Consider the following 19,260-nt stretch of genomic DNA (forward strand, 5'->3'; position numbering starts at 1 on the left):
ATGTCAACGCCGCGGCAGCGCTATCGGGACCAGGTCCGCTCGGAGATCAAGCAGATCGCCCTCGTGCAGATCGGCGCGGGCGGGGTGGCGGCGCTGAGCCTGAACGCCGTGGCGAAACAGCTCGGCGTCACCGGCCCGGCGATCTACAAGTACTTCCGCAGCCGCGACGATCTGCTGACCGAGCTGATCCTTGAGGGCTTCGACGAGGTCGCCGCGGCCGTGCGGGCCGCCGTACGGGAGGGAGCGCCGCGGGAGCGGCTGCACGCGCTGGCCCGGGCCTTCCACGGATGGGCGGGGGCCAACCCGCACCTGTTCCAGTTGCTGGCGGGCACCCCCTCACCCGGCTACCAGGCTCCCCCGGAAAGCGTGCTGCGTGCCAGGAACGTGCTCGGGCCCTTCCTTCCCGTGTTCGCCGGGGGGCGCTGCCGGCCGGGAGCCGAACCGCTCCGGGAGCAGATGCGGCGGTGGGTGGAGCAGACCCCGGCGGTGGCCGAATGGGTGCGGGCGTTCGCCCCGGAGGGGGACCCCGCGACCGCTCTCACCGGCACCGTGATGGCCTGGGCCCAGCTCCAGGGCGTGGTGAGCCTGGAGGTCCAGGGGCAGTTCGCCGGCATGGGCCACAGCGGGATCGTCCTGCTCGCCGCCGGCATGGACGGCCTCGCCGACATGATGGGGCTCTGAGCAGTTTCCGCGCTTCTGCGGCTGGTTGATCTGATTTGTGGCACCCTGCCGGGATGAGTGGAGACGTCATCGGCGCGGCCGCCGCGGGGACCTGGAAACTCGGCGACCTCACAGTCAACCGGTTGGGGTTCGGCGCGATGCGCCTGACGGGCAGCGCCGCCTTCGACCTCGGCACACCGAGCGACCGCGAGCGGTCCATCGCGGTGCTGCGGCACGCCGTCGACCTCGGCGTGAACCACATCGACACGGCGGCGTTCTATTTCTCGCGGCTGCGCTCGGCCAACGAGCTGATCAACCGGGCGCTCGCGCCGTATCCGGACGACCTGGTCATCGCCGCCAAGGTGGGCCCGGGACGGGACCCGTCCGGCGAGTGGCTGCCGCTCGCCCGGCCCGACCAGCTGCGCGGCCAGGTCGAGGAGAACCTGCGCCAGCTCGGTCGTGACCACCTCGACCTGGTCTACCTGCGCCAGGCGGGGCTCGACTCGATCGCCGACCACTTCGGCGCGCTCGCCGAGCTGCGCGAGGCCGGTCTCATCCGGCATCTCGGGATCTCCAACGTCCGGCCCGGGCATCTCGCGCAGGCCCAGGCCATCGCACCGGTGGTGAGCGTGCAGAACCGGTACGGCATCGGCGCCACCCGCAGCCGAGGGCAACTGCGCACCTGCGGCGAACAGGGAATCGCCTTCGTGCCGTTCTACGCGATCGCCGGCGAAGGCCGCGATCAGGGGGCGAGCGGCACGGACCAGGAGGAGGTGCGCGCCGTGGCCCGGGCGCACGGGGCGACCCCCGCGCAGGTGCGGCTGGCCTGGACGCTCCAGCAGGGGCCGCATGTGCTGGCCATCCCGGGCACCGGCAACCCCGATCACCTGACCGAGAACGTCGCCGCCGCCGCGCTGCGTCTCACGGACGAGGAGATGGCCCGCCTGGACGCGCTCTCCGACGCCGGCTGACCGGGACTCGCAGGAAGGCCGCCGGCTTCCCCAGCCGGCGGCCCTGGTCGTGCGGCGGTCACCGGCCGAAGTTGGCGCGATTTTTCCGCTTTTCCGCGGCGGCGAGAAGAATCAGCCAACCTCAGGACGCCGTGAACGGCCTGCGGGGAGTCGGCTGAACAGAGGATCGCCGCAGGTACGCGTTCAGACGACGGCCGAGACGCTGGCCGGGGGCCTCCACGAGCCGGTACGCCACGTGGCCGAGCAGCAGCAGGACGAGGAAGAACACCGGCAGGTTCGGCACGACCCGCAGCAGGAGCGGGTGCAGCAGATACAGGGAGAAACTGATCACGCCGAGGTGGGCGAGCCACCGGGGGAACCACCGGCGCCGCAGCGTGAACGCGAGCGCGAAGAAGCCCGCCGCCAGCAGGAGCGCCGCCGCCCAGGCCGGTTCGCGGGCCACCAGGACGCCGCAGGCGAGGACCGTCAGCAGGGCGGCGGCCGCCCAGACGCGCCGGAGCGTGCCCTGCTCGGCGCGATACACGGCCGTCCCGGCGAACATCGTGGCCGCGATGACCAGGCCCTGCCCCGCCCCGATCCTGCTGCCGAGGATCACCAGCGTCAGGCCGAGAACGCCGCCGATCACCGCGGCCGCCGTCCTTAGCCGGCCGCCCGCGGTCACGGTCACGACGATGACCAGGATCACCGCGACGCCCATGAGCGTGGCGACGAGGTCCGCGCCACCGTTGATCGTCGCGTACGGCATGAGCAGCCCGAGCGGCACGGCCGCCACCGCGAGGACCACGGCGATCGGCGCCGACCTGTGCGCCTGCCCTACGGCGAACAGCCCCGCCGTCATCAGGTAGAACGCCATCTCGTACGACAGCGTCCACATCACGTTGATCACCGAGGGGACGCCGAGGAGTTCCTGCAGCATCGTGAGGTTCGCCAGCGCGACGAGCGACGGCGGCCTGCTGCCGAGTTCCGGCGACGTCGCGAACACCCCGGCGTACGCGAGGAGCAGCGCGAGGGCGAGCGCGGCGAGCAACAGCGGGAGGAGCCGGAAGGCCCGGCCGGTCCAGAAGGCCCGCAGGTCGCCCCGCCGTTCCAGCGAGGCCGGGATGATGTACCCGCTGACCAGGAAGAACACGAAGACGCCCCAGGTGCCGACGTCGACCCTGCGGTCGACCTCCCCCCAGACGGCCGGGACGAACGTCCAGGCCGAGTGGTGCAGCGCCACGGCCGGCGCGGCGATGCCGCGTAAGGCGTCCAGCCATGCCAGCCGAGAGCGATTTGATGCCATTCAGGTGACTTTAGGCGAAAATCGCCGCGCTCCCGGGTCAACCCGCCTTGTGCACGCTGAAGTCGTCGAACGACACCGTGACCGTGCCGTTTCCGGTCTCGGGTACGCGGGCGAGGACCCCCGCCTGGCTGTGCGGGCCCGGCGGCAGAGGGCGGGCGTCCTCCGCGTCGAGAGCGCGCGTGCCGTCGACCCAGAACGTCAGGCGGGAGCCCCGGCAGGCGGCCCGCAGGCGCACGGCGCGTCCGGCGCGCGGCGGGGCCGCCTTCACCGGCGGCACGACGTCGAGACGCGTGCCACCGGAGTGCCGCACGACCCGGGCGGTGCCGTCGAGGCCGAGCAGGAACGCGTACCCGCTGGCAACGTCCTCGTCCCACCGGCACACGAGCCCGAAGCCGCCCCGCCCCCGGCCCTCCCGCAGCTCGGCCGTCGCGCCGACCAGCACGTCGCGTCCGGCCGCCGCGTCGGTCTTGGCGGGCACGGGCGACAGCGCGGCGTTGACCGGGCCGCCGTGGTCGGCGCGGACCGTGTAGACGCCGCGCTCCATCTCGTAGCCGCGCGTCGTGCGCCGGTCACCGGCCGCGCCGGGAGCGAAGGCGTAACCGTCCCAGTTGCCCCGCTCGCCGAAGTCGTCGCCGTACAGCAGGCCGCCGGCCGGGGAAGCCGCCTCGCCGCCGCGAGACGCGGACAGCGGACTCCCGCCCCGGGGATGCGGTTCGCCTCCGCCGAGCGGGTGCAGCAGGAGGAGCCCGCCCGCGACGAGCACGGCGGTCACGCCCGCGGCGACGCCGGCGACCCACCGCCGCCGCGGTGGGACCCGGGTGATCGTGTCGGCGCCGCCGGATCCGGCCGTGGGTGCCGGATCGGCCGGCCACGTGACGGACGCGGCGCCGGTGAGGGCGCGCAGCGCGTCGGAGGCGGCGGGCCGGACGGCGGGATCCTTCGCCAGGCACGCCTCGAGCAGCGGGCGAAGGTCGGCGGGCACGCCGGACAGGTCGGGCTCGCGGGCCGAGATGGCCATCAGGACGGCCGCAACGGTCGGTCCGGCGAAGGGCAGGCGTCCGGTCGCGGCGTACGCGATCGTCACGGCCCAGCTGAACACGTCGGACGCCGGGCCGGGCCGCTGCCCGGCGAGCTGCTCGGGGGCGATGAAGGCGGGCGTGCCCGCCATGCCGCCTCCGCTGACGGTGTGATCGGCGGCGCGTGCGATGCCGAAGTCGATGACCACTGGCCCCTCGGGGCCGAGGATCACGTTGCCGGGTTTGAAGTCGCGGTGCACGATCCCGGCCTGGTGGATCGCGGCGAGGGACGTCAACGTGGCGACGGCGAGGCGGTGGAGCCCGCTGCCCGTGCGCGGGCCGTCCTCGGCGACCGCCGCCGCCAGCGAGGGCCCGGGGATGTACTCGGTGACGATGTACGGCCGCCCGTGGTGGGACCCGGCGTCGAGCACCCGGGCCGTGCAGAAGGGGGCGAGCCTGCGCGCCGTCTCCGCCTCCCTGACGAAGCGCCGGCGGCTCGTGGCGTCCATCGCGGCCCTGGCGTGCAGCATCTTGATCGCGACCTGGGCGCCCGAGCTGTCCCACGCCAGATAAACGGTGCCCTGGCCGCCCTCGCCGAGCACGCCGACGAGCCGGCGGTCGCCGATCCACTCGGGATCACCGGGGTCGAGGGGGCGCGGCGGCACGGCGGGGCCCGTCACGGGCGGCGGACGCGCGTGATCGGCTCCGGCCATTCCCGCATGCGTCCCGCTCCCCCGCAATGCCGTCGGTATGTGGATGGATCAGGCGGGATCCTTCCATATCCTGAGGTCACCCGGCAGCGGATTCCTCGTATGTCCGGCCCCCGTCCGGCCGGGGCCGTACGTCGCAGTCCGGCAGGCCCGCCAGTACGGCGGCGAGCTGGCGGGCGTTGGTCTGGGCGTAGTCGCGGTAGCAGTTGTTCATCAGCACATGGGTCGTGGACGCCTGGCCGCCGAGCTCGCGCAGCCTCGGCGCCCACCGCTTCAGCTCCTCCAGGGAGTAGCGGTAGCCGAAGCGCTCGTGGATGTCATGGCTCGTCCACTTGTCGCTGTGCCCGTGGAACCGCACGACCTCCAGGTCGGACGTGGCCGCGACCACCGGCGGAACCGAGTCCGGATAGCCCTGCGGCATGTCCACGCAGACGTACGGAATGGCGTACGAACGGAGGAAGTCGAGGGTCTCGGCCTGGTTCTCCTCGCTCATCCACGTGTGGTTGCGGAACTCGACGGAGATCCGCAGCGGCTCACAGCGCCGCTTGCACTCCAGGATGTAGTGCTTGTTGGCCCTGCCGATCGGGAACCACCGGGGGAACTGGAACAGCACCGCTCCGAGCTTGCCCGCCTCCCGCAGCGGCGTCAGGGCGCCGAGAAACCGTTCCCAGACCTGGTCCACGACCTTCGGGTCGAGGTCGCGGGCGTACAGGTTCTTGCCCGCACCGCTCGGCCGCAGGTCCTTCGGCAGCGCGGCCGGCCGGGTCGGATGCCGGGTGAGCAGCGAGAACGCCTTGACGTCGAAGGTGAATTCCGGCGGCGTGCGCCCGGCCCACAGCCGTACGGTGGCCTCGGCGGGCGGCGCGTAGTAGGTCGAGTCGACCTCCACCAATGGGAAGAGGCTCGCGTAGTGGCGCAGGCGTTCCTCCGGCGTCGTGGCGCCGGGCGGATACCACCCGGACTCCAGCAGCGTCTTGTCCGTCCACGACGCGGTGCCGACCAGGATCGTCCCCATATCTCACCATAAGGAGCCCGGCCGGTCCCGATACAGGCGGGGAGGTGATGAGGTGTGACCTACGTGACCTGTGAAGCGTCCGCGTGACTATGATGTTGGAAAGTAAAGTGCCCGTGGTGTGCTGTGGCCACCGGACAAAGCAGCACTGCGCGAAGCGACCGGAGGTGGCGATGCTGTCGACCTGGGCTCTGGAGACGTTCGGCCCGCGTGCCGAGCAGATCCGCCAGGGGGTGGCGGAGGCGCTGGCGCTCGCGCTGGAGAACGCCCAGGACGCCCAGAAGACGGCGCGGACCGAGCTCCTCCACCCGTTCGGCTTCACGCTCATGTCCCGCAAGTTCGAGGCCCTGGCCGGCGCGTTCGCGTACATGCCCGACGTCGAGACCGTCAAGCCGCCGGGCTCGCAGCACGAGCTCGTCGTGCTCGGCGGCAACCTGCTGTTCCCCTTCCGCTACGCCAAGGACCGCTCGGTCAGCGTGGTCAACGCCAGGATCGGCGACGGCAGGCCGTCCGGGCTGGTGCAGGCGCTGTTCACCAGGTTCGGCCCGCGGCCCTGGGCCGAGCAGCTCACGCTCGGCGGCGTCGAGGCCGCCCTGCCGGAGCCCGCGACTCCGGCAGCTCGCGCGCTCACCCGGCTGCCCGAGGGCACCCGCCTCGTGCTCATCGCGTACGCGTGCAACGCCCGGGCCGGCCTGCTCGACGTGTGGTGGGGCGAGGCCGAGCTGCTCGACCGCACCGGCAGCCTGCGCTGGCACCACTGCGAGCCGATCCCGCTCGCCGGGCAGGCGCCCGCCGCCGAGCTGCCCGGGATGGTGGCCCCCGTCGGTGATGCGCCCGCGTTCGCCCGGGGCGCGCTGCCGGCGCCGGCGCTCAACCCCCGCCCGCCCTACGAGCGCGCGGCCGGCCTGCCTCCGGTGAGCGAGGCGCCGCACGCGACGGACGCCGCGGCCGATGAAGGACGATGACCGGCTGCGCCTGGTCGAGGAGACCGTTCCCCCCGAATCCGGCACCACGACACCGAGTCCTCAGGCCGTGGCGGACGCCTTCGACGGGACCCGGCTCACGCAGGCGCGACGGCTGGCGGCGCTGACGAAGAAGGAGGTCGCCGAGCGCATCGGCGTGTCGCCCGCCGCGGTCGGTCAGTACGAGGCCGGGGTCACCCGGCCGCGTCCCGATCTGGTCCCGGTCCTCGCGGAGGTGCTCGCGGTGCCCGCGGCCTTCTTCCTGCCGGGCCGTCCACACGGCAAGCTGGACGGCTCGATGGCGCACTTCCGCAGCCTGCGCTCCACCCGGGCCTATCAGCGCGCCAAGGCCGTGGCCTTCGTCGAGCAGGTCTGGGAGCTGACGTACGCGTTGGAGAAGCGGGTGCGGCTCCCCTACGTCGACCTGCCGGGCTTCGCCGGGGGCGAGGTGCACTCGGGTGTCGCCCTGCCCCGCGATCCCATGGGGGCGGCCCGCGCGCTGCGGGCCCACTGGGGCCTCGGCACCGGGCCGATCAGCCACCTGGTGCGGCACATGGAGTCGCGGGGGATCGTCGTCGTCTTCCCCCAGGCCGACGAGGACGCGGTCACGGTGGACGCCTTCTCCACCTCCAGCCTGCCCCGGCCCATCGTCGTCCTGACGCCCAACCGCTTCGACGACGTCTACCGGCACCGCTTCACCGCCGCCCACGAGCTGGGGCATCTGGTGCTGCACGGGGACGCCGCGGCCGGGGACAGCCAGCAGGAGCGCGAGGCCGACTCCTTCGCCGCGGAGTTCCTCACACCGCGCGACAGCATCCTGCCCGGTCTGCCGGCCCGCGCGGACCTGCGGCGGCTCGCGGAGCTGCGCCGCGTCTGGGGCGTGTCGGTCGATTCCCTGCTTTATCGATGCCGGGAGGTCGGCCTGCTGTCCGACTCCGCGGCCGGACGCGCCTACCAGCGGCTCGCCGCGCTGCGCGGGCAGCCGGGTTTCGCGACCGAGCCGGTGTCGGGTTACCCCGGCGAGCAGCCGGTGCTGCTCGCCCAGGCATTCGAGATGGCGGCGGCCGAGACCGGGCTGACCGGGCCCGCGCTGGCCCGGGAGCTCGCCTGGCCCCTGACGCGCGTACGCGAACTGATCGGCCTGCCCGCCCATCGCCCCCGGCTGAGACTCGTTCCCTGAGGCCGCGTCCCGGGCGATGCCTCCTCACCCTGCGGACGGACGCTCGTTGAGGATCAGATCGAGCATGCCGGGAAACTCGGCGTCGAACTCGGGACGCCGCAGGCGGTTGAACCGGCGTGCTCCCTCGTCCCGCTGTTCGATGAGGCCCGCCTCGCGCAGAACCGCGAAATGGTGACTGCGGGTGGCCTTGGAAACCGGCAGGTCGAAGGTGCCGCAGGCGCGCGTCCAGTCGGGGTGACCGGCGAGTTCGCGGATGATCGCCCGCCGTACCGGGTCCGCGACCGCGTCGAGGGCGGTCTGCAGGCTCACCTCGCGCGGATGCCTGTGCACGAGACTGCGGGCCCGTGCCGTTGACGCAGTGTTCGATCCCTGTCGTACACTCATGGTGTTAGACCTCCATCGAACATTTTAGATGGGAGCCCAGTGTGATCCAGCAGAACGACGCCCGATACGGCACCGCCGCGCGCAACCGGCTCGACGCCACCGGCGACCCCTCGGCCGAAGGCGCGTACGCCGCGCTCGAGACCTTCTACTACGCGCTGAACCACCGTGATGCGGCCGTGCTCCGCGAGGACTGGAGCGATCACCCGCTGGCGCAGCTCAACAACCCGCTGGGCGGCATCCTGCGCGGCGGCGACGCGATAGCGGAGCTGTACGGAAGGATCTTCGACGGCCCCATGCGGGTCCAGGTCACGTTCGGCGACATCGTCGAGTATCTGGGCGAGGGTCACGCCGTCTTCGCCGGGCGCGAGATCGGCACGTACACCGGCCCGGACGGCCTCGCCGTGCCGCTCGCCATCCGCACCAGCCGCTACTTCCGTTACGAGAACGGCCGCTGGCGGCAGTTCCACCATCACGGCAGCATCGACGATCCCGACGCGCTTGCCGCCTATCAGCAGGCGGTGTCCGGCCGCCACGCCACTGGTTGACCACGCCGCTGGTCAGGCGCGCCCCTGGTCGACCACGCCGCTGGTGTCGCTCGCGACTTTCATGACCTACCTGAACAACAACGTGGTCAACGTGGCCCTGCCGACGATCCAGCGGGTTTGAACCACGCCGGCCCTGGCGGAGCCGGAAGCGCGGGTCAGACGAGCGGGGTGGGGTCGGCGGGGGTGAGCAGGCGGCGGGTGGTCTCCAGCCCCCATGTGTCCAGGCCGCGCAACCGGTCGCTGGAGGCCCGCAGGCCGCCGTACCGCTCGACGGTGCGCGCCCAGTCCTCCCGCCGTTCGACCTCCGGACGGAGCATGAGGCAGTCGGGGTCGTTGATCCAGAACCTGCCGTGCTGCCACGCCCTGGCGACGGTGTTCCTGGTGGCGTTGGCCTGGCTGGGCTCGGACGGGTGCGCGCTCGGGTTCTGCCAGTACGCGGCGATGTCCGGGCCCACCCGCATCGCGTCGACCATGCCGACCGAGGGCAGGATCGGCGCACCGCACCCCAGCAGGTACGCCTCGAGACCGATCGCCTCGCGGATGAGCCGCAGGCCGTGGCGGTAGGCCTCCACGCCGGTCACGTCCTCGTGGCGACGGCCCTCCAGCGCCCCCGCGTACACGAAGTCGATTTTGAAGTAGTCGACGCCCCAGTCGCGCATGGTGCGCAGCACGTCCGCCAGGTATTCGGCCGCGCCGGGGTGGGTGAGGTCGAGCGCGGCGCAGGAGCCGCCGAGGACGTCGCCCGCGGAGACCGGGTCGCCGCTCCCGGGATCGGTGACCAGCCACTCCGGGTGTGCGGCGAAAAGGGCGCTCTCGCGGGCCACGACCATGGGGGCGATCCAGATCCCGGCGCGCCGCCCGTGCTCGCGGACGCTCCGGACCAATCCCGGCAGGTCGTCGAAGCGGCCCGAGGACGTCAGCCAGTCGCCCGGCGCGGCCTGGTAGCCGTCGTCGATCTGCACGACGTCCACCGGGACCGCCAGGTCGTCCATGGCTGTGAGGTTCTCGGCGACGTCCTCCTGGGTGACGTCGGAGAAGTACTGATACCAGGAGCACCAGACCGTGGGCGCCGGGCGCAGGCGCACACCGGCCCGCGCGGCGAACGCGTCGCCCCAGCGGACCGGCGCCGACTCCAGCCCGCCCTGATGCTCCAGGTGATGCACGGGGGCGTCCGACGAGATCACGACCTGACCGCCGCGCGGCCGCGCCTCGATGACGGGCACCCGGGACTCGGCGCTCGCGGCGCCGAAGACGTGGACCGGCCCGCCGTTCCCGGGATCCACGGCCAGCAGCCCCTCACCCCGGAACACGCCCTCGTCCGGAGCGGAGCCGTAGTGGCAGTCGATGACCAGCGAGTTGGGCAGGGTCACCCGATAGGGCGCCTCGGTCAGGTGAAGGGCGGCGGTGACGCTCCAGGACTGCCAGCCCTCCGCGTAGACCCGGGCCCTCGCCGGGTCCACGCCCAGGGCGGCGACGTCCTCACAGTGTGATTCCATCACCGGCCAGTTCAGCCGTGAACCGGTTAAGGGTCAAGGGCCGTTCCAGCGCGTGGACGCGTCGGGCATGGCGGCCGGCTGACCGTTCAGGCCGCGACGGCGCTCTGCACGACCTGCTCCTTGAGCGGCGCCAGAGCTCCGGCGATGGAGCCGATCGTCTCATCGTCGACGCCGCACGACTCCAACGCACCGGCGAGGTGGAAGACCACCTGGTCGAACTCCTCCGCCGTGATGCCGAGCCCGGCGTGCGCCTCGTCCATCGACTTGCCCCGATATTCCTGTGGGCCGCCGAGCGCGGCGGCGACGAAGCTGCGCTGGTGCGCCTTGAGCTTGGCCATGTCCACGCCGGTGAAATGGCTTCGCAGCATCGGGTCGTCGACGACCCGGGTGTAGAACTCGTCGACCACGGCCGCGACCGCGCCAGAACCGCCGATCTGATCAAAGATGGACGCCATCCCGCTTTCCTCCCGCGCGTGCGTGACCTCGTTGTCCATGACGATGGCCACGGATCGTTACGGCCCGATGACGGGGCGGAAATACGTACGTAGCCGGGCGCTCACCCGGTCGACACGACCGAAAAGCGGCCCACGGCGGCTTCCCGCCGCTACGCGCACGCCCGTACGGCGAGGCGACCGGGTGTCGGTTGTTGCTCCAGGTAGTTGTTTGTTCCTACTGGCGACGCGAGTGGAGCGGGGATAAGTTCCCACCGGGAGGACGTTTTCGTCGTCGAGGCAGATATGCGTCAGCCATCCGGAAATGGTTTGTTCGCAAAATGCCGAGTTATTTCCGGCTTGCCGACGCGTCAGGGCGATGTCTACCTGTGACGTCAAATGCGACTCGGGGCGAGCGGCGGGCGGCAGCAGGGGGCGACGTGGCGGAAGAGATGGTGCCCAACCCTCGCCACGCACAACTGGTGGAACTTCTCAAAGAAGTGCACAACCGATCGCAGGAAGTCGGGCAGGCATACCAGCGCGTCTACGCCACGATGCAGTCGGGCAAGGTCTGGACGGGACCGACCGCCGCGAAGTGGACCAACGATGTGGCCGACCGGCACCACCGGCTTGCGCAGCTCGTCCGGCAGATGACCGACTCGATCGAAGAGGAACTGCACCGGCACCCGGCGATGGTGACCCGTTCCCAGGCCGAGCTCATCCGGCGTCAGCTGACCGGACGCCCCTGACCCCGAGCCGTGGGAGGAAGGACGCGATGACGACCCCCGGTGGCGACTTCTGCGGCATCGACCCGGCGGCGATGAACGCCATGGCGGCCGACCTGCGCCAGGCGTCCGACCGGCTCACCACCTTCGTCACCGACTTCGAGGGGCTCTTCCGCGCCAACGGAGTGAGCACCACGCCACTCGCGCAGATCACCGCCATCGCCGACTGGGGCAGAAAACAGGCTCCCACGCTGTCGGAGCGGGCCGAGCTGATCAGGGTGCTCAACGGGACCGGCGACCACACCTTCGCCCGCCTTTCGACACCGATGGCGGGATTGGTGAGGATGCCGGTGCCGTACATGAGGCCCAGATCGCGGCCGGCCGCGAAGCTGTCCAGCGCGTCGGGCAGCCGGGGCGAAGGCCCCCACGGACGTCCGCGTGGCCGCCGCCCGCGCTCTCGCTCTGGACGACTTCATGAAGAACCCGCGAGGGGAGTGGCGTGGCGGCAGCCCGAGCCTGTCCCGGACGTACGGCTACTCCCCCGACACCCTCGCCCTCGCACTGGAGGTGCCGGCCGGGGATGGCAAGGCCGCCCGCGCCGTCTTCGCCCAGATGGGAGGCGACGGGGTCAAGCTCACCCAAATCGAGAAGATGAAGCGGTTCCTGGACTACAGCAGATCCTTCGCCTCGGGTGACGACGTCGCCGACTCCTTGGGCCGAGTGATGGAGGCGGGCAGCGAGGCCACGACGGAGAAACCGGGCAAGCACTCGGCGGAGGCCGCCACGTTCGCCCTGGACGCGATCCTGGCGGCCGGCTCGTTCGGCAAGGACCTGCCGAACACCGCCCGGGACTCCATGGCCTCGATCGCCAAGTCCTACATCCACGAACTCGCCTCCGGCGCCCGCTTCGACAAGGCCGTGTACCGGACCTCCGGCATGACCCGGCCCGACGAGTGGCTGCCGATCCCCGGCGTCACCCCCGCGTTCTACTTGAGCCCGGGAGACACCTACCGCTTCCTTAAAACATTCGCCGGCGAGGAGCGGCTCACCGAAGGCTTCGACAGGACCGTGGCTGACTTCCGCTACCGCATCCTGACTACCGCCGCCCGCCTGGATGCCGAAGGAGAAGACGGCCGCTTCCAAGTTGCTACGAAAATGTTCGGCGATCTCGCCGGGATTGAGTTCAAGGCAGCCAAGGAGGTTCGCAGCGAGAAGGATGCCACGGACAGCCTGATCCGGGATGTCGTCAAAAACACAATGGCTCTGGGCATCGACAGGATTCCCGTCCCATTTGCGCGGACCGCTTGGACCCTAACCAAGACCTACGTTGTGAGCAGGTTGCTGGACGGCTGGGCTGCCGGTTTCGAAACCCGCGTTCAAGCACTTACCGGGGCTCGAGCGGACTTCGTTCTGCGCCAGAAGTACGACATGGCATACCTACTGCATGACGCGGGTTACCCGGCCAGCGAACCACCGGCCGTACTGATCAGCCCGGAAAGCGGCCGCCTCAAGACGTTCGACGAGCTGATGATTGAGGCCAAGCAGGAGGGGACCCGAACCGGAAGAAGCTGGGAAATCGGTCTACGGGCGAAGCTGACCCCTTACGAACGATGGATGGACAGCAACAATGCCCTCGACCGGAAGGTCGAGGATGCCGCAGACCACATCACCAGCGAACAAGCCCTGGAGCTTATACGGATTTGGGATTGACGATCCTACGAGCGGGGCAGGCAATCAGTCTTCGCCACCATCCTCCACGTAGGCGATTCCGGCACCACAATGACGTCGATGGTGATCCCACTGGAATTTTTTCTACCTTTGACCAGCCGGGCGTCCCTCCAATCCGTCTGGCTCAGGTCGGCGGTGATCACGTAGTGGAGAGTCTGGGACAGTACACTCTCCACCAACGTCTGGGCGGCATCGAGGTAGCCGTCCGCGTCTGAAATCTTGGGTCCGTATTCGGCAGTCGCGCGAAACACGCGCTCGAACTTCCCCTTGTCGCAGGGTAGATCAACGTCCGGACGCTCGACGATTCTCAGCTTTGTCAAGGGGTTCTTGAAGTACCTGTCGGTCTGCAGGCGTTGTGTGTCTTTCTGGAGCTCCGTGGTGGCCGCCTGCAGGGTCGGGCCGGTGCCACAGCCCGAGACTACGCAGCCGCCGAGGAGAAACGCCACGGCCATCCGTGCAACGCGCACGTCGCCACCTCCAGCAGCCGGCAGACGGACAAAGCAATCTTGACCCAGATCCTCGCCCCTCGTCATCCCGTCAAATAACTTTCAGCGGGAAAGACCGTAAAGAGACACCCGTCCGTCGAACTCCGCGTCGTACCGCTTTCGCCCGAGGAACACACCGAGGAACAGGTCGCGGCGCGCGGGCAGGATGGCGACGTACGTCGTCCAGTCCTCGTAGTGCCAGCGGGGCGCGCAGGCGCACCCGGTGAAGCGGAAGTTGGCGAGGTATCTGCCCACCTGTCCCGGTCGGAGCGTGAACAAGTGGGAGCGGTGCCGCTGCAGGGGGTAGGCGGCGTGCGAGGGCAGGCGCTCGACCTTCAGGCCGCCGTCCGTCTGGGTCAGCAGGAGGCGCACGTCCTCCGCCTCGGCCGTCGCCCGCTCCTCGACCCGAACGCCCCCCTCGGTGTCGATCAGCACATCGTGGATGAGCGGCGTTCCCGGCGGCGACGCGGGGAGGGGGAACGCACGGCCGAGTTCGGCCCGGCGCGTGGCCTCGCGGGCGCCGCGCCCCTCTTTCGACCAACGGACTCGCACCCGCTGCACCACCACCGTCATCGCCGCCACATCCGTCGTGTCCGCCATGCCCGTCATGCTCTCAACCGGCGACGGTGGGACACCAGCTCGGGCGCGAGGGCCGGGATGACCCCGGCCCTCGCGCGGTTACGGTTCCAGGCTCTCCGGGATGGAGTCGGAGCGGCCCTTCGGGCGTTCGGTGCGGCCGTGGGCGTCGTAGATCTTCACCCAGTGGATGCCCGGAAGGCGCTTGAGCGTGGGCGTGATCTCGTCGGCGACCGTGAACGCCGACCCGCCGCCGGCGAGGGACCCGGCGAGCCCCACGTGGGCGACCCCGTCACGGACGACGACCGAACGGACGCCGGTGGCTCCCGAGGCGACGAAGCGCAGCCCCTTGGCGTACTCCGCCTGCGTCGGCCCGGCGAACAGGCGCTGGAGGGCGGCGCGGGCGGTGGACGGCGGCACGACCGGCCGCGACACCGCCGCCGTGTACGGCCTCCGCCCCGCCGCGTACGCCCGGGAGTCGAGGAAGTACGTTCTCACCGGCACGGTCCGCTGGGGCGTCTTGATGTCCACGACCACCCGGCTCGGGCGCGTGAGGGTGTAGACGCGGTAGGACGCCTTCCTGGTCAGGCCGACGCCGAACGTGAGCTCCGCCTCGAAGTCGCCCGCGTTGACGACCTGGATCACGCCGGGCAGCGCGAAGGTCTCGCGGGCGGGCCCGTAGGTGGGGCGCCCGCTGTTGTCGTGGCCGGTCGCGCCACCGAAGCGGAGTCCGAGGATCGCGTCGCCGGCCACCGGGACCGTGCGGCCCGAGCCGTCGGCGATCAGCCGGGACACGTAGCCGGCGCTCCGCCGCGCCGGGAGCGGCCCGCGGAACTCGAAGACGACCCGGTCCAGTCCGGGATGGTGTGAGGCGCGCACGCCGACCAGGGTCGCCACGCGCGGGGCCGCATGCGCGGCGGCGATCGACGGGACGGGTGTGGCGGCGGCCGGGGAGGCCGGGATCGCCAGCAGTGCGGTCGCGCTCACCAGCGGCACGGCCAACGCCGCGAGCGAGCGCCTGGGGGGCAGAAACATGAGGGCTCCTCTGCCGGGTTCCTTTTTCGCGAGTCGGGGGACCCACAAGCGGGCGCAGGACCGGTTCCCGGGCCGGCACCCAACTGAAGTATCCCCAGGTGAACAGAGCTCGGGGACGGGACAGACCTGTCACCTTCCATCCGGCTTTTCTGACCCATTGACGGCGCAGTGGGCCCTATGTAACATCTGGGCAACCTAATGTAAGAAATTTGCAGCTCTAAATCGAGACTTTGCGGCTCGCCGCAAGTTCCGGCAGGAAGCACTGCGTCCGTGCGCCCCGCCACCGTCACCTTTCGCATGAAAGGACACGAGGTGATGTCGGCCACGGCAGTGGGCAACCGGTCGCCGCCGCGACCCCGTCCAGCCCCGATTTTCGAAATCCCCCACGACCGCGGATCGGACGACCCGCCGGTCGGTTCCTGCCGGACGAAGGAACGCAAATGCCGAAAACGCACGTCCCGTTATTGCGCTTGATCGCTGTGATCGCCGCGGCCTGCCTGCTCGTCGTGGCCGCGCCCCTCTCCCCCGCCTCGGCCGCGGGCCCCAACCTCGCCGCCGGCAAGACCATGAAGGAAAGCGCCCACGCCGACGTGTACGGCGCGGGCAACGCCAACGACGGCAACCAGGCGACCTACTGGGAGAGCGCCAACAACGCCTTCCCGCAGTGGCTCCAGGTGGACCTCGGCTCGGCCGTCAGCATCAACCAGCTGGTGTTGAAGCTCCCCAACCTGTCGGCCTGGCAGACCCGCACGCAGACGCTGTCGGTGCTGACCGGCACCACCGACAACCCGGCCACCACCACGGTCCCCTCCGCCGCCTACACCTTCAACCCGGCGGGCGGCAACACCGTCACCATCAACTTCACCGCCACCACCGCCCGGTACGTACGGCTGAACATCACCGCCAACACCGGCTGGCCGGCTGGACAGATCTCCGAGTTCGAGGTCTACGGCCCGGGCAACCCCGGTGGTGACGATCAGAAGCCGACCGCTCCGGGCAACCTGGCCTACACCCAGCCCGCCTCCGGGCAGATCCGGCTGACCTGGAACGCCTCCACCGACAACGTCGGGGTGACCGGATACACCGTCTACGCCAACGGCACGCAGCGCGGCACGGTGGCCGGCAACGTGCTCACCTACACCGACACCCAGCCCGACACCGTCACGGTGTCCTACTACGTGACCGCCAAGGACGCCGCCGGCAACGAGTCCGGCCCGTCCAACACCGTGACCCGCACCGGGACCGGCGGGCCGGGCGGCACCAACCTGGCGCTCGGCAAGCCGATCACGGCCAACGGCTCGGTGTTCACCTTCGTGGCCACCAACGCCAACGACAACAACATCGGCACCTATTGGGAGGGCGCGGGCGGCAGCTACCCCAACACCCTCACCGTGGCGCTCGGCGCCAACGCCGACATCTCCCAGGTGAACGTCAAGCTCAACCCCGACAGCTCCTGGGGACCGCGCACGCAGACCATCCAGGTGCTGGGCCGTGAGCAGAGCGCGGCCGGGTTCACCAACCTGACCAACGCCACCCAGTACTCCTTCAGCCCGGCCACCGGCAACTCGGTGTCCATCCCGGTCAGCGGCCGGGTCGCGGACGTGCAGCTGAAGTTCACCGGCAACTCCGGCGCCCCGGCGGGCCAGGCGGCCGAGTTCCAGGTCATCGGCGTCCCCGCCCCCAACCCCGACCTGACCATCAGCGCCCTCAGCGCGTCCCCGGCCTCCCCCGTGGAGACCGACCCGGTCACGCTGACCGCGACCATCAAGAACATCGGCAACGCCGCCTCCGGCGCGACGAACGTGAACTTCTACTTCGGCACCACCAAGGTCGGCACGGCGAACGTCGCCGCCCTCGCCGCCGGGGCGGGCGCGAACGTCTCCGCCGACATCGGTCCCCGCGACGCGGGCACCTTCCCGCTCACCGCCAAGGCGGACGAGGGCAAGTCGGTCATCGAGCAGAACGAGGACAACAACGGCTTCACCGCCGCGTCCTCACTCACCATCCGCCCGGTGGACACCTCCGACCTGGTTCCCGGCACCACCTGGTCGCCCGGCAACCCGGCGGGCGGCGGCACGGTGACGTTCAACGTCGCGATCAAGAACCAGGGCACGGTCGCCTCGGCGGGCGGCGCCCACGGCATCACGCTGACGATCGTCAACGACTCGGGCACCGTGGTCAGGACGCTGACCGGCTCCTACAGCGGCGTGATCGCGGCCGGGTCGACGACGAGCCCGGTGAACCTGGGCACCTGGACGGCCGCCAACGGCAGATACACGGTGAAGACCGTGCTCGCCGCCGACGCGAACGAGCTGCCGGTCAAGCAGGCCAACAACACCTCCAGCCTGCCGTTCTTCGCCGGCCGCGGCGCGAACATGCCCTACGACATGTACGAGGCCGAGGACGGTGTGACCGGCGGTGGGGCGACGGTCGTCGGCCCCAACCGGACCATCGGCGACCTGGCCGGCGAGGCGTCCGGCCGTAAGGCCGTACGGCTCACCACCACCGGCAGCTACGTCGAGTGGACGACAAGGGCCGACACGAACACGCTGGTCACCCGCTTCTCCATCCCCGACGCGGCGGGCGGCGGCGGCACCGACGCGACGCTGAACGTCTACGTCAACGGCTCCTTCCTCAAGGCGATCAACCTGACCTCCAAGTACGCCTGGCTGTACGGCGACGAGAAGGCCCCGGGCAACTCCCCGGGCGCGGGAAGTCCCCGGCACATCTACGACGAGGCCAACGTCATGCTCGGGACCACGGTCCCCAAGGGCAGCAAGATCCGGCTGCAGAAGGACGCCGCCAACACCTCCACGTACGCGATCGACTTCGTGAACCTGGAGCAGGCGACGGCGACCCCCAACCCCGACCCCGCGACGTACGCCGTGCCGGCCGGGTTCGCCCACCAGGACGTGCAGAACGCGCTCGACAAGGTGCGGATGGACACCACGGGCAAGCTCGTGGGCGTCTACCTGCCGCCGGGCGACTACCAGACGTCGGGCAAGTTCCAGGTGTACGGCAAGGCGGTCAAGGTGGCCGGCGCCGGGCCGTGGTTCACCCGGTTCCACGCGCCCTCCAACCAGGAGAACACCGACGTCGGCTTCCGGGCGGAGGCGTCGGCCAACGGCTCGGCGTTCTCCGGGTTCGCCTACTTCGGCAACTACACCAGCCGCATCGACGGGCCGGGCAAGGTGTTCGACTGGCAGAACGTCGCGAACATGACGATCGACAACATCTGGGTCGAGCACCAGGTCTGCATGTACTGGGGCGCCAACACCGACAACATCACGATCAGGAACTCGCGGATCCGTGACACGTTCGCCGACGGGGTCAACATGACCAACGGCAGCACGGACAACCTGGTCTCCAACAACGAGGCGAGGACGACCGGCGACGACAGCTTCGCGCTGTTCTCGGCCATCGACGCGGGAGGCGCCGACGAGAAGAACAACGTCTACGAGAACCTGACCGCGATCCTGCCGTGGCGCGCGGCCGGAATCGCCGTCTACGGCGGGTACGCCAACACGTTCAGGAACATCTACATCGCGGACACGCTGACCTACTCCGGCATCACGATCAGCTCGCTCGACTTCGGCTATCCGATGAACGGCTTCGGCGCGAGCCCGCCCACCGTGTTCGACAACATCTCGATCGTCCGCGCGGGCGGCCACTTCTGGGGCCAGCAGACCTTCCCGGCGATCTGGCTGTTCTCCGCCTCGAAGGTGTTCCAGGGCATCCGGGTGAGCAACGTCGACATCGTCGATCCGACCTACTCGGGGATCATGTTCCAGACCAACTACGACAGCGGCCGGCCGCAGAACCCCATCAAGGACACGGTCTTCACCAACATCTCGATCTCCGGGGCGCACAGGAGCGGTGACGCGTTCGACGCCAAGTCGGGCTTCGGCCTCTGGGCGAACGAGCTGCCGGAGCCGAACCAGGGCCCGGCGGTCGGGTCGGTGACCTTCAACAACCTGAAGCTCAGCGACAACTACCAGGACATCAAGAACACGACGTCCACCTTCACGATCAACGTCAACCCCTGACGACGTGACGGCGCCG

Annotated in this window: 18 protein-coding genes; 8 read left to right on the forward strand and 10 right to left on the reverse strand. The window is 70.3% G+C overall.

Going from position 1 to position 19,260, the window contains the following annotated elements:
* Both ACQPZZ_RS37820 and ACQPZZ_RS37825 read left to right on the forward strand, forming a co-directional pair.
* Nucleotides 1–681 (forward strand): TetR/AcrR family transcriptional regulator, encoded by a 681-nt coding sequence (locus ACQPZZ_RS37820; protein ID WP_432927051.1) that lies wholly within the window; start codon nucleotides 1–3, stop codon nucleotides 679–681.
* Between the two features lie 53 nt (nucleotides 682–734).
* Nucleotides 735–1,631 carry an aldo/keto reductase gene (locus ACQPZZ_RS37825; RefSeq protein WP_432927053.1) on the forward strand — a complete coding sequence of 299 codons (897 nt, stop codon included), beginning with the start codon at nucleotides 735–737 and terminating at the stop codon, nucleotides 1,629–1,631.
* A gap of 121 nt (nucleotides 1,632–1,752) precedes the next feature.
* Here the strand turns inward: ACQPZZ_RS37825 and ACQPZZ_RS37830 are convergent, their stop codons facing one another.
* The 3 genes from ACQPZZ_RS37830 to ACQPZZ_RS37840 form a co-directional block, all read right to left on the reverse strand.
* A complete protein-coding gene (locus ACQPZZ_RS37830) occupies nucleotides 1,753–2,913 on the reverse strand; it encodes an acyltransferase family protein (protein ID WP_432927055.1) in 1,161 nt (386 codons plus the stop codon).
* A gap of 37 nt (nucleotides 2,914–2,950) precedes the next feature.
* Complete coding sequence (locus ACQPZZ_RS37835) at nucleotides 2,951–4,642, reverse strand: serine/threonine-protein kinase (RefSeq protein ID WP_432927057.1); 1,692 nt, start codon at nucleotides 4,640–4,642, stop codon at nucleotides 2,951–2,953.
* A 76-nt stretch (nucleotides 4,643–4,718) separates the two neighbouring features.
* Complete coding sequence (locus tag ACQPZZ_RS37840; protein ID WP_432927059.1) at nucleotides 4,719–5,654, reverse strand: DUF72 domain-containing protein; 936 nt, start codon at nucleotides 5,652–5,654, stop codon at nucleotides 4,719–4,721.
* Nucleotides 5,655–5,824: 170 nt separating this feature from the next.
* Here ACQPZZ_RS37840 and ACQPZZ_RS37845 point away from each other — a divergent pair, with 170 nt between their 5' ends.
* Both ACQPZZ_RS37845 and ACQPZZ_RS37850 read left to right on the forward strand, forming a co-directional pair.
* Nucleotides 5,825–6,616, forward strand: a complete 792-nt coding sequence (locus ACQPZZ_RS37845) for a hypothetical protein (protein WP_432927061.1) — start codon at nucleotides 5,825–5,827, stop codon at nucleotides 6,614–6,616.
* On the forward strand, nucleotides 6,603–7,793 hold the full coding sequence (locus tag ACQPZZ_RS37850) for a helix-turn-helix domain-containing protein (protein WP_432927063.1): 1,191 nt from the start codon (nucleotides 6,603–6,605) through the stop codon (nucleotides 7,791–7,793). Before ACQPZZ_RS37845 ends, ACQPZZ_RS37850 begins: the two co-directional genes overlap by 14 nt.
* A gap of 24 nt (nucleotides 7,794–7,817) precedes the next feature.
* Here the strand turns inward: ACQPZZ_RS37850 and ACQPZZ_RS37855 are convergent, their stop codons facing one another.
* Entirely contained in the window at nucleotides 7,818–8,102 is a 285-nt protein-coding gene (locus tag ACQPZZ_RS37855; protein WP_432927065.1) for an ArsR/SmtB family transcription factor, read from the reverse strand.
* 116 nt (nucleotides 8,103–8,218) lie between these two features.
* On the opposite strand from ACQPZZ_RS37855, the gene ACQPZZ_RS37860 reads away from it, so the two are divergent.
* Nucleotides 8,219–8,722, forward strand: a complete 504-nt coding sequence (locus ACQPZZ_RS37860) for a YybH family protein (RefSeq protein WP_432927067.1) — start codon at nucleotides 8,219–8,221, stop codon at nucleotides 8,720–8,722.
* Nucleotides 8,723–8,877: 155 nt separating this feature from the next.
* On the opposite strand, the gene ACQPZZ_RS37865 is transcribed toward ACQPZZ_RS37860, so the two are convergent.
* Nucleotides 8,878–10,218 (reverse strand): glycoside hydrolase family 36 protein, encoded by a 1,341-nt coding sequence (locus tag ACQPZZ_RS37865; RefSeq protein ID WP_432927069.1) that lies wholly within the window; start codon nucleotides 10,216–10,218, stop codon nucleotides 8,878–8,880.
* An 86-nt stretch (nucleotides 10,219–10,304) separates the two neighbouring features.
* Nucleotides 10,305–10,673 carry a group I truncated hemoglobin gene (locus ACQPZZ_RS37870; protein WP_432927071.1) on the reverse strand — a complete coding sequence of 123 codons (369 nt, stop codon included), beginning with the start codon at nucleotides 10,671–10,673 and terminating at the stop codon, nucleotides 10,305–10,307.
* A 416-nt stretch (nucleotides 10,674–11,089) separates the two neighbouring features.
* Here ACQPZZ_RS37870 and ACQPZZ_RS37875 point away from each other — a divergent pair, with 416 nt between their 5' ends.
* Entirely contained in the window at nucleotides 11,090–11,398 is a 309-nt protein-coding gene (locus ACQPZZ_RS37875; RefSeq protein WP_432927073.1) for a hypothetical protein, read from the forward strand.
* Here ACQPZZ_RS37875 and ACQPZZ_RS37880 read toward each other — a convergent pair.
* Complete coding sequence (locus ACQPZZ_RS37880) at nucleotides 11,367–11,735, reverse strand: hypothetical protein (protein ID WP_432927075.1); 369 nt, start codon at nucleotides 11,733–11,735, stop codon at nucleotides 11,367–11,369. The genes ACQPZZ_RS37875 and ACQPZZ_RS37880 overlap by 32 nt on opposite strands.
* A 77-nt stretch (nucleotides 11,736–11,812) precedes the next feature.
* Here ACQPZZ_RS37880 and ACQPZZ_RS37885 point away from each other — a divergent pair, with 77 nt between their 5' ends.
* Nucleotides 11,813–13,084, forward strand: a complete 1,272-nt coding sequence (locus ACQPZZ_RS37885) for a hypothetical protein (protein WP_432927077.1) — start codon at nucleotides 11,813–11,815, stop codon at nucleotides 13,082–13,084.
* 5 nt (nucleotides 13,085–13,089) lie between these two features.
* On the opposite strand, the gene ACQPZZ_RS37890 is transcribed toward ACQPZZ_RS37885, so the two are convergent.
* The 3 genes from ACQPZZ_RS37890 to ACQPZZ_RS37900 form a co-directional block, all read right to left on the reverse strand.
* Complete coding sequence (locus ACQPZZ_RS37890) at nucleotides 13,090–13,569, reverse strand: hypothetical protein (protein ID WP_432927079.1); 480 nt, start codon at nucleotides 13,567–13,569, stop codon at nucleotides 13,090–13,092.
* A gap of 81 nt (nucleotides 13,570–13,650) precedes the next feature.
* Entirely contained in the window at nucleotides 13,651–14,187 is a 537-nt protein-coding gene (locus tag ACQPZZ_RS37895; protein WP_432927081.1) for a hypothetical protein, read from the reverse strand.
* Between the two features lie 78 nt (nucleotides 14,188–14,265).
* Nucleotides 14,266–15,198 carry an AMIN-like domain-containing (lipo)protein gene (locus tag ACQPZZ_RS37900; RefSeq protein ID WP_432927083.1) on the reverse strand — a complete coding sequence of 311 codons (933 nt, stop codon included), beginning with the start codon at nucleotides 15,196–15,198 and terminating at the stop codon, nucleotides 14,266–14,268.
* 479 nt (nucleotides 15,199–15,677) lie between these two features.
* Here ACQPZZ_RS37900 and ACQPZZ_RS37905 point away from each other — a divergent pair, with 479 nt between their 5' ends.
* Nucleotides 15,678–19,244 carry a galactose-binding domain-containing protein gene (locus ACQPZZ_RS37905; RefSeq protein WP_432934680.1) on the forward strand — a complete coding sequence of 1,189 codons (3,567 nt, stop codon included), beginning with the start codon at nucleotides 15,678–15,680 and terminating at the stop codon, nucleotides 19,242–19,244.
* Nucleotides 19,245–19,260: the final 16 nt, after the last annotated feature.

Origin of the sequence: Microbispora sp. CA-135349 (assembly GCF_050947365.1) — a bacterium.
In the GTDB taxonomy this organism is placed as follows: domain Bacteria; phylum Actinomycetota; class Actinomycetes; order Streptosporangiales; family Streptosporangiaceae; genus Microbispora.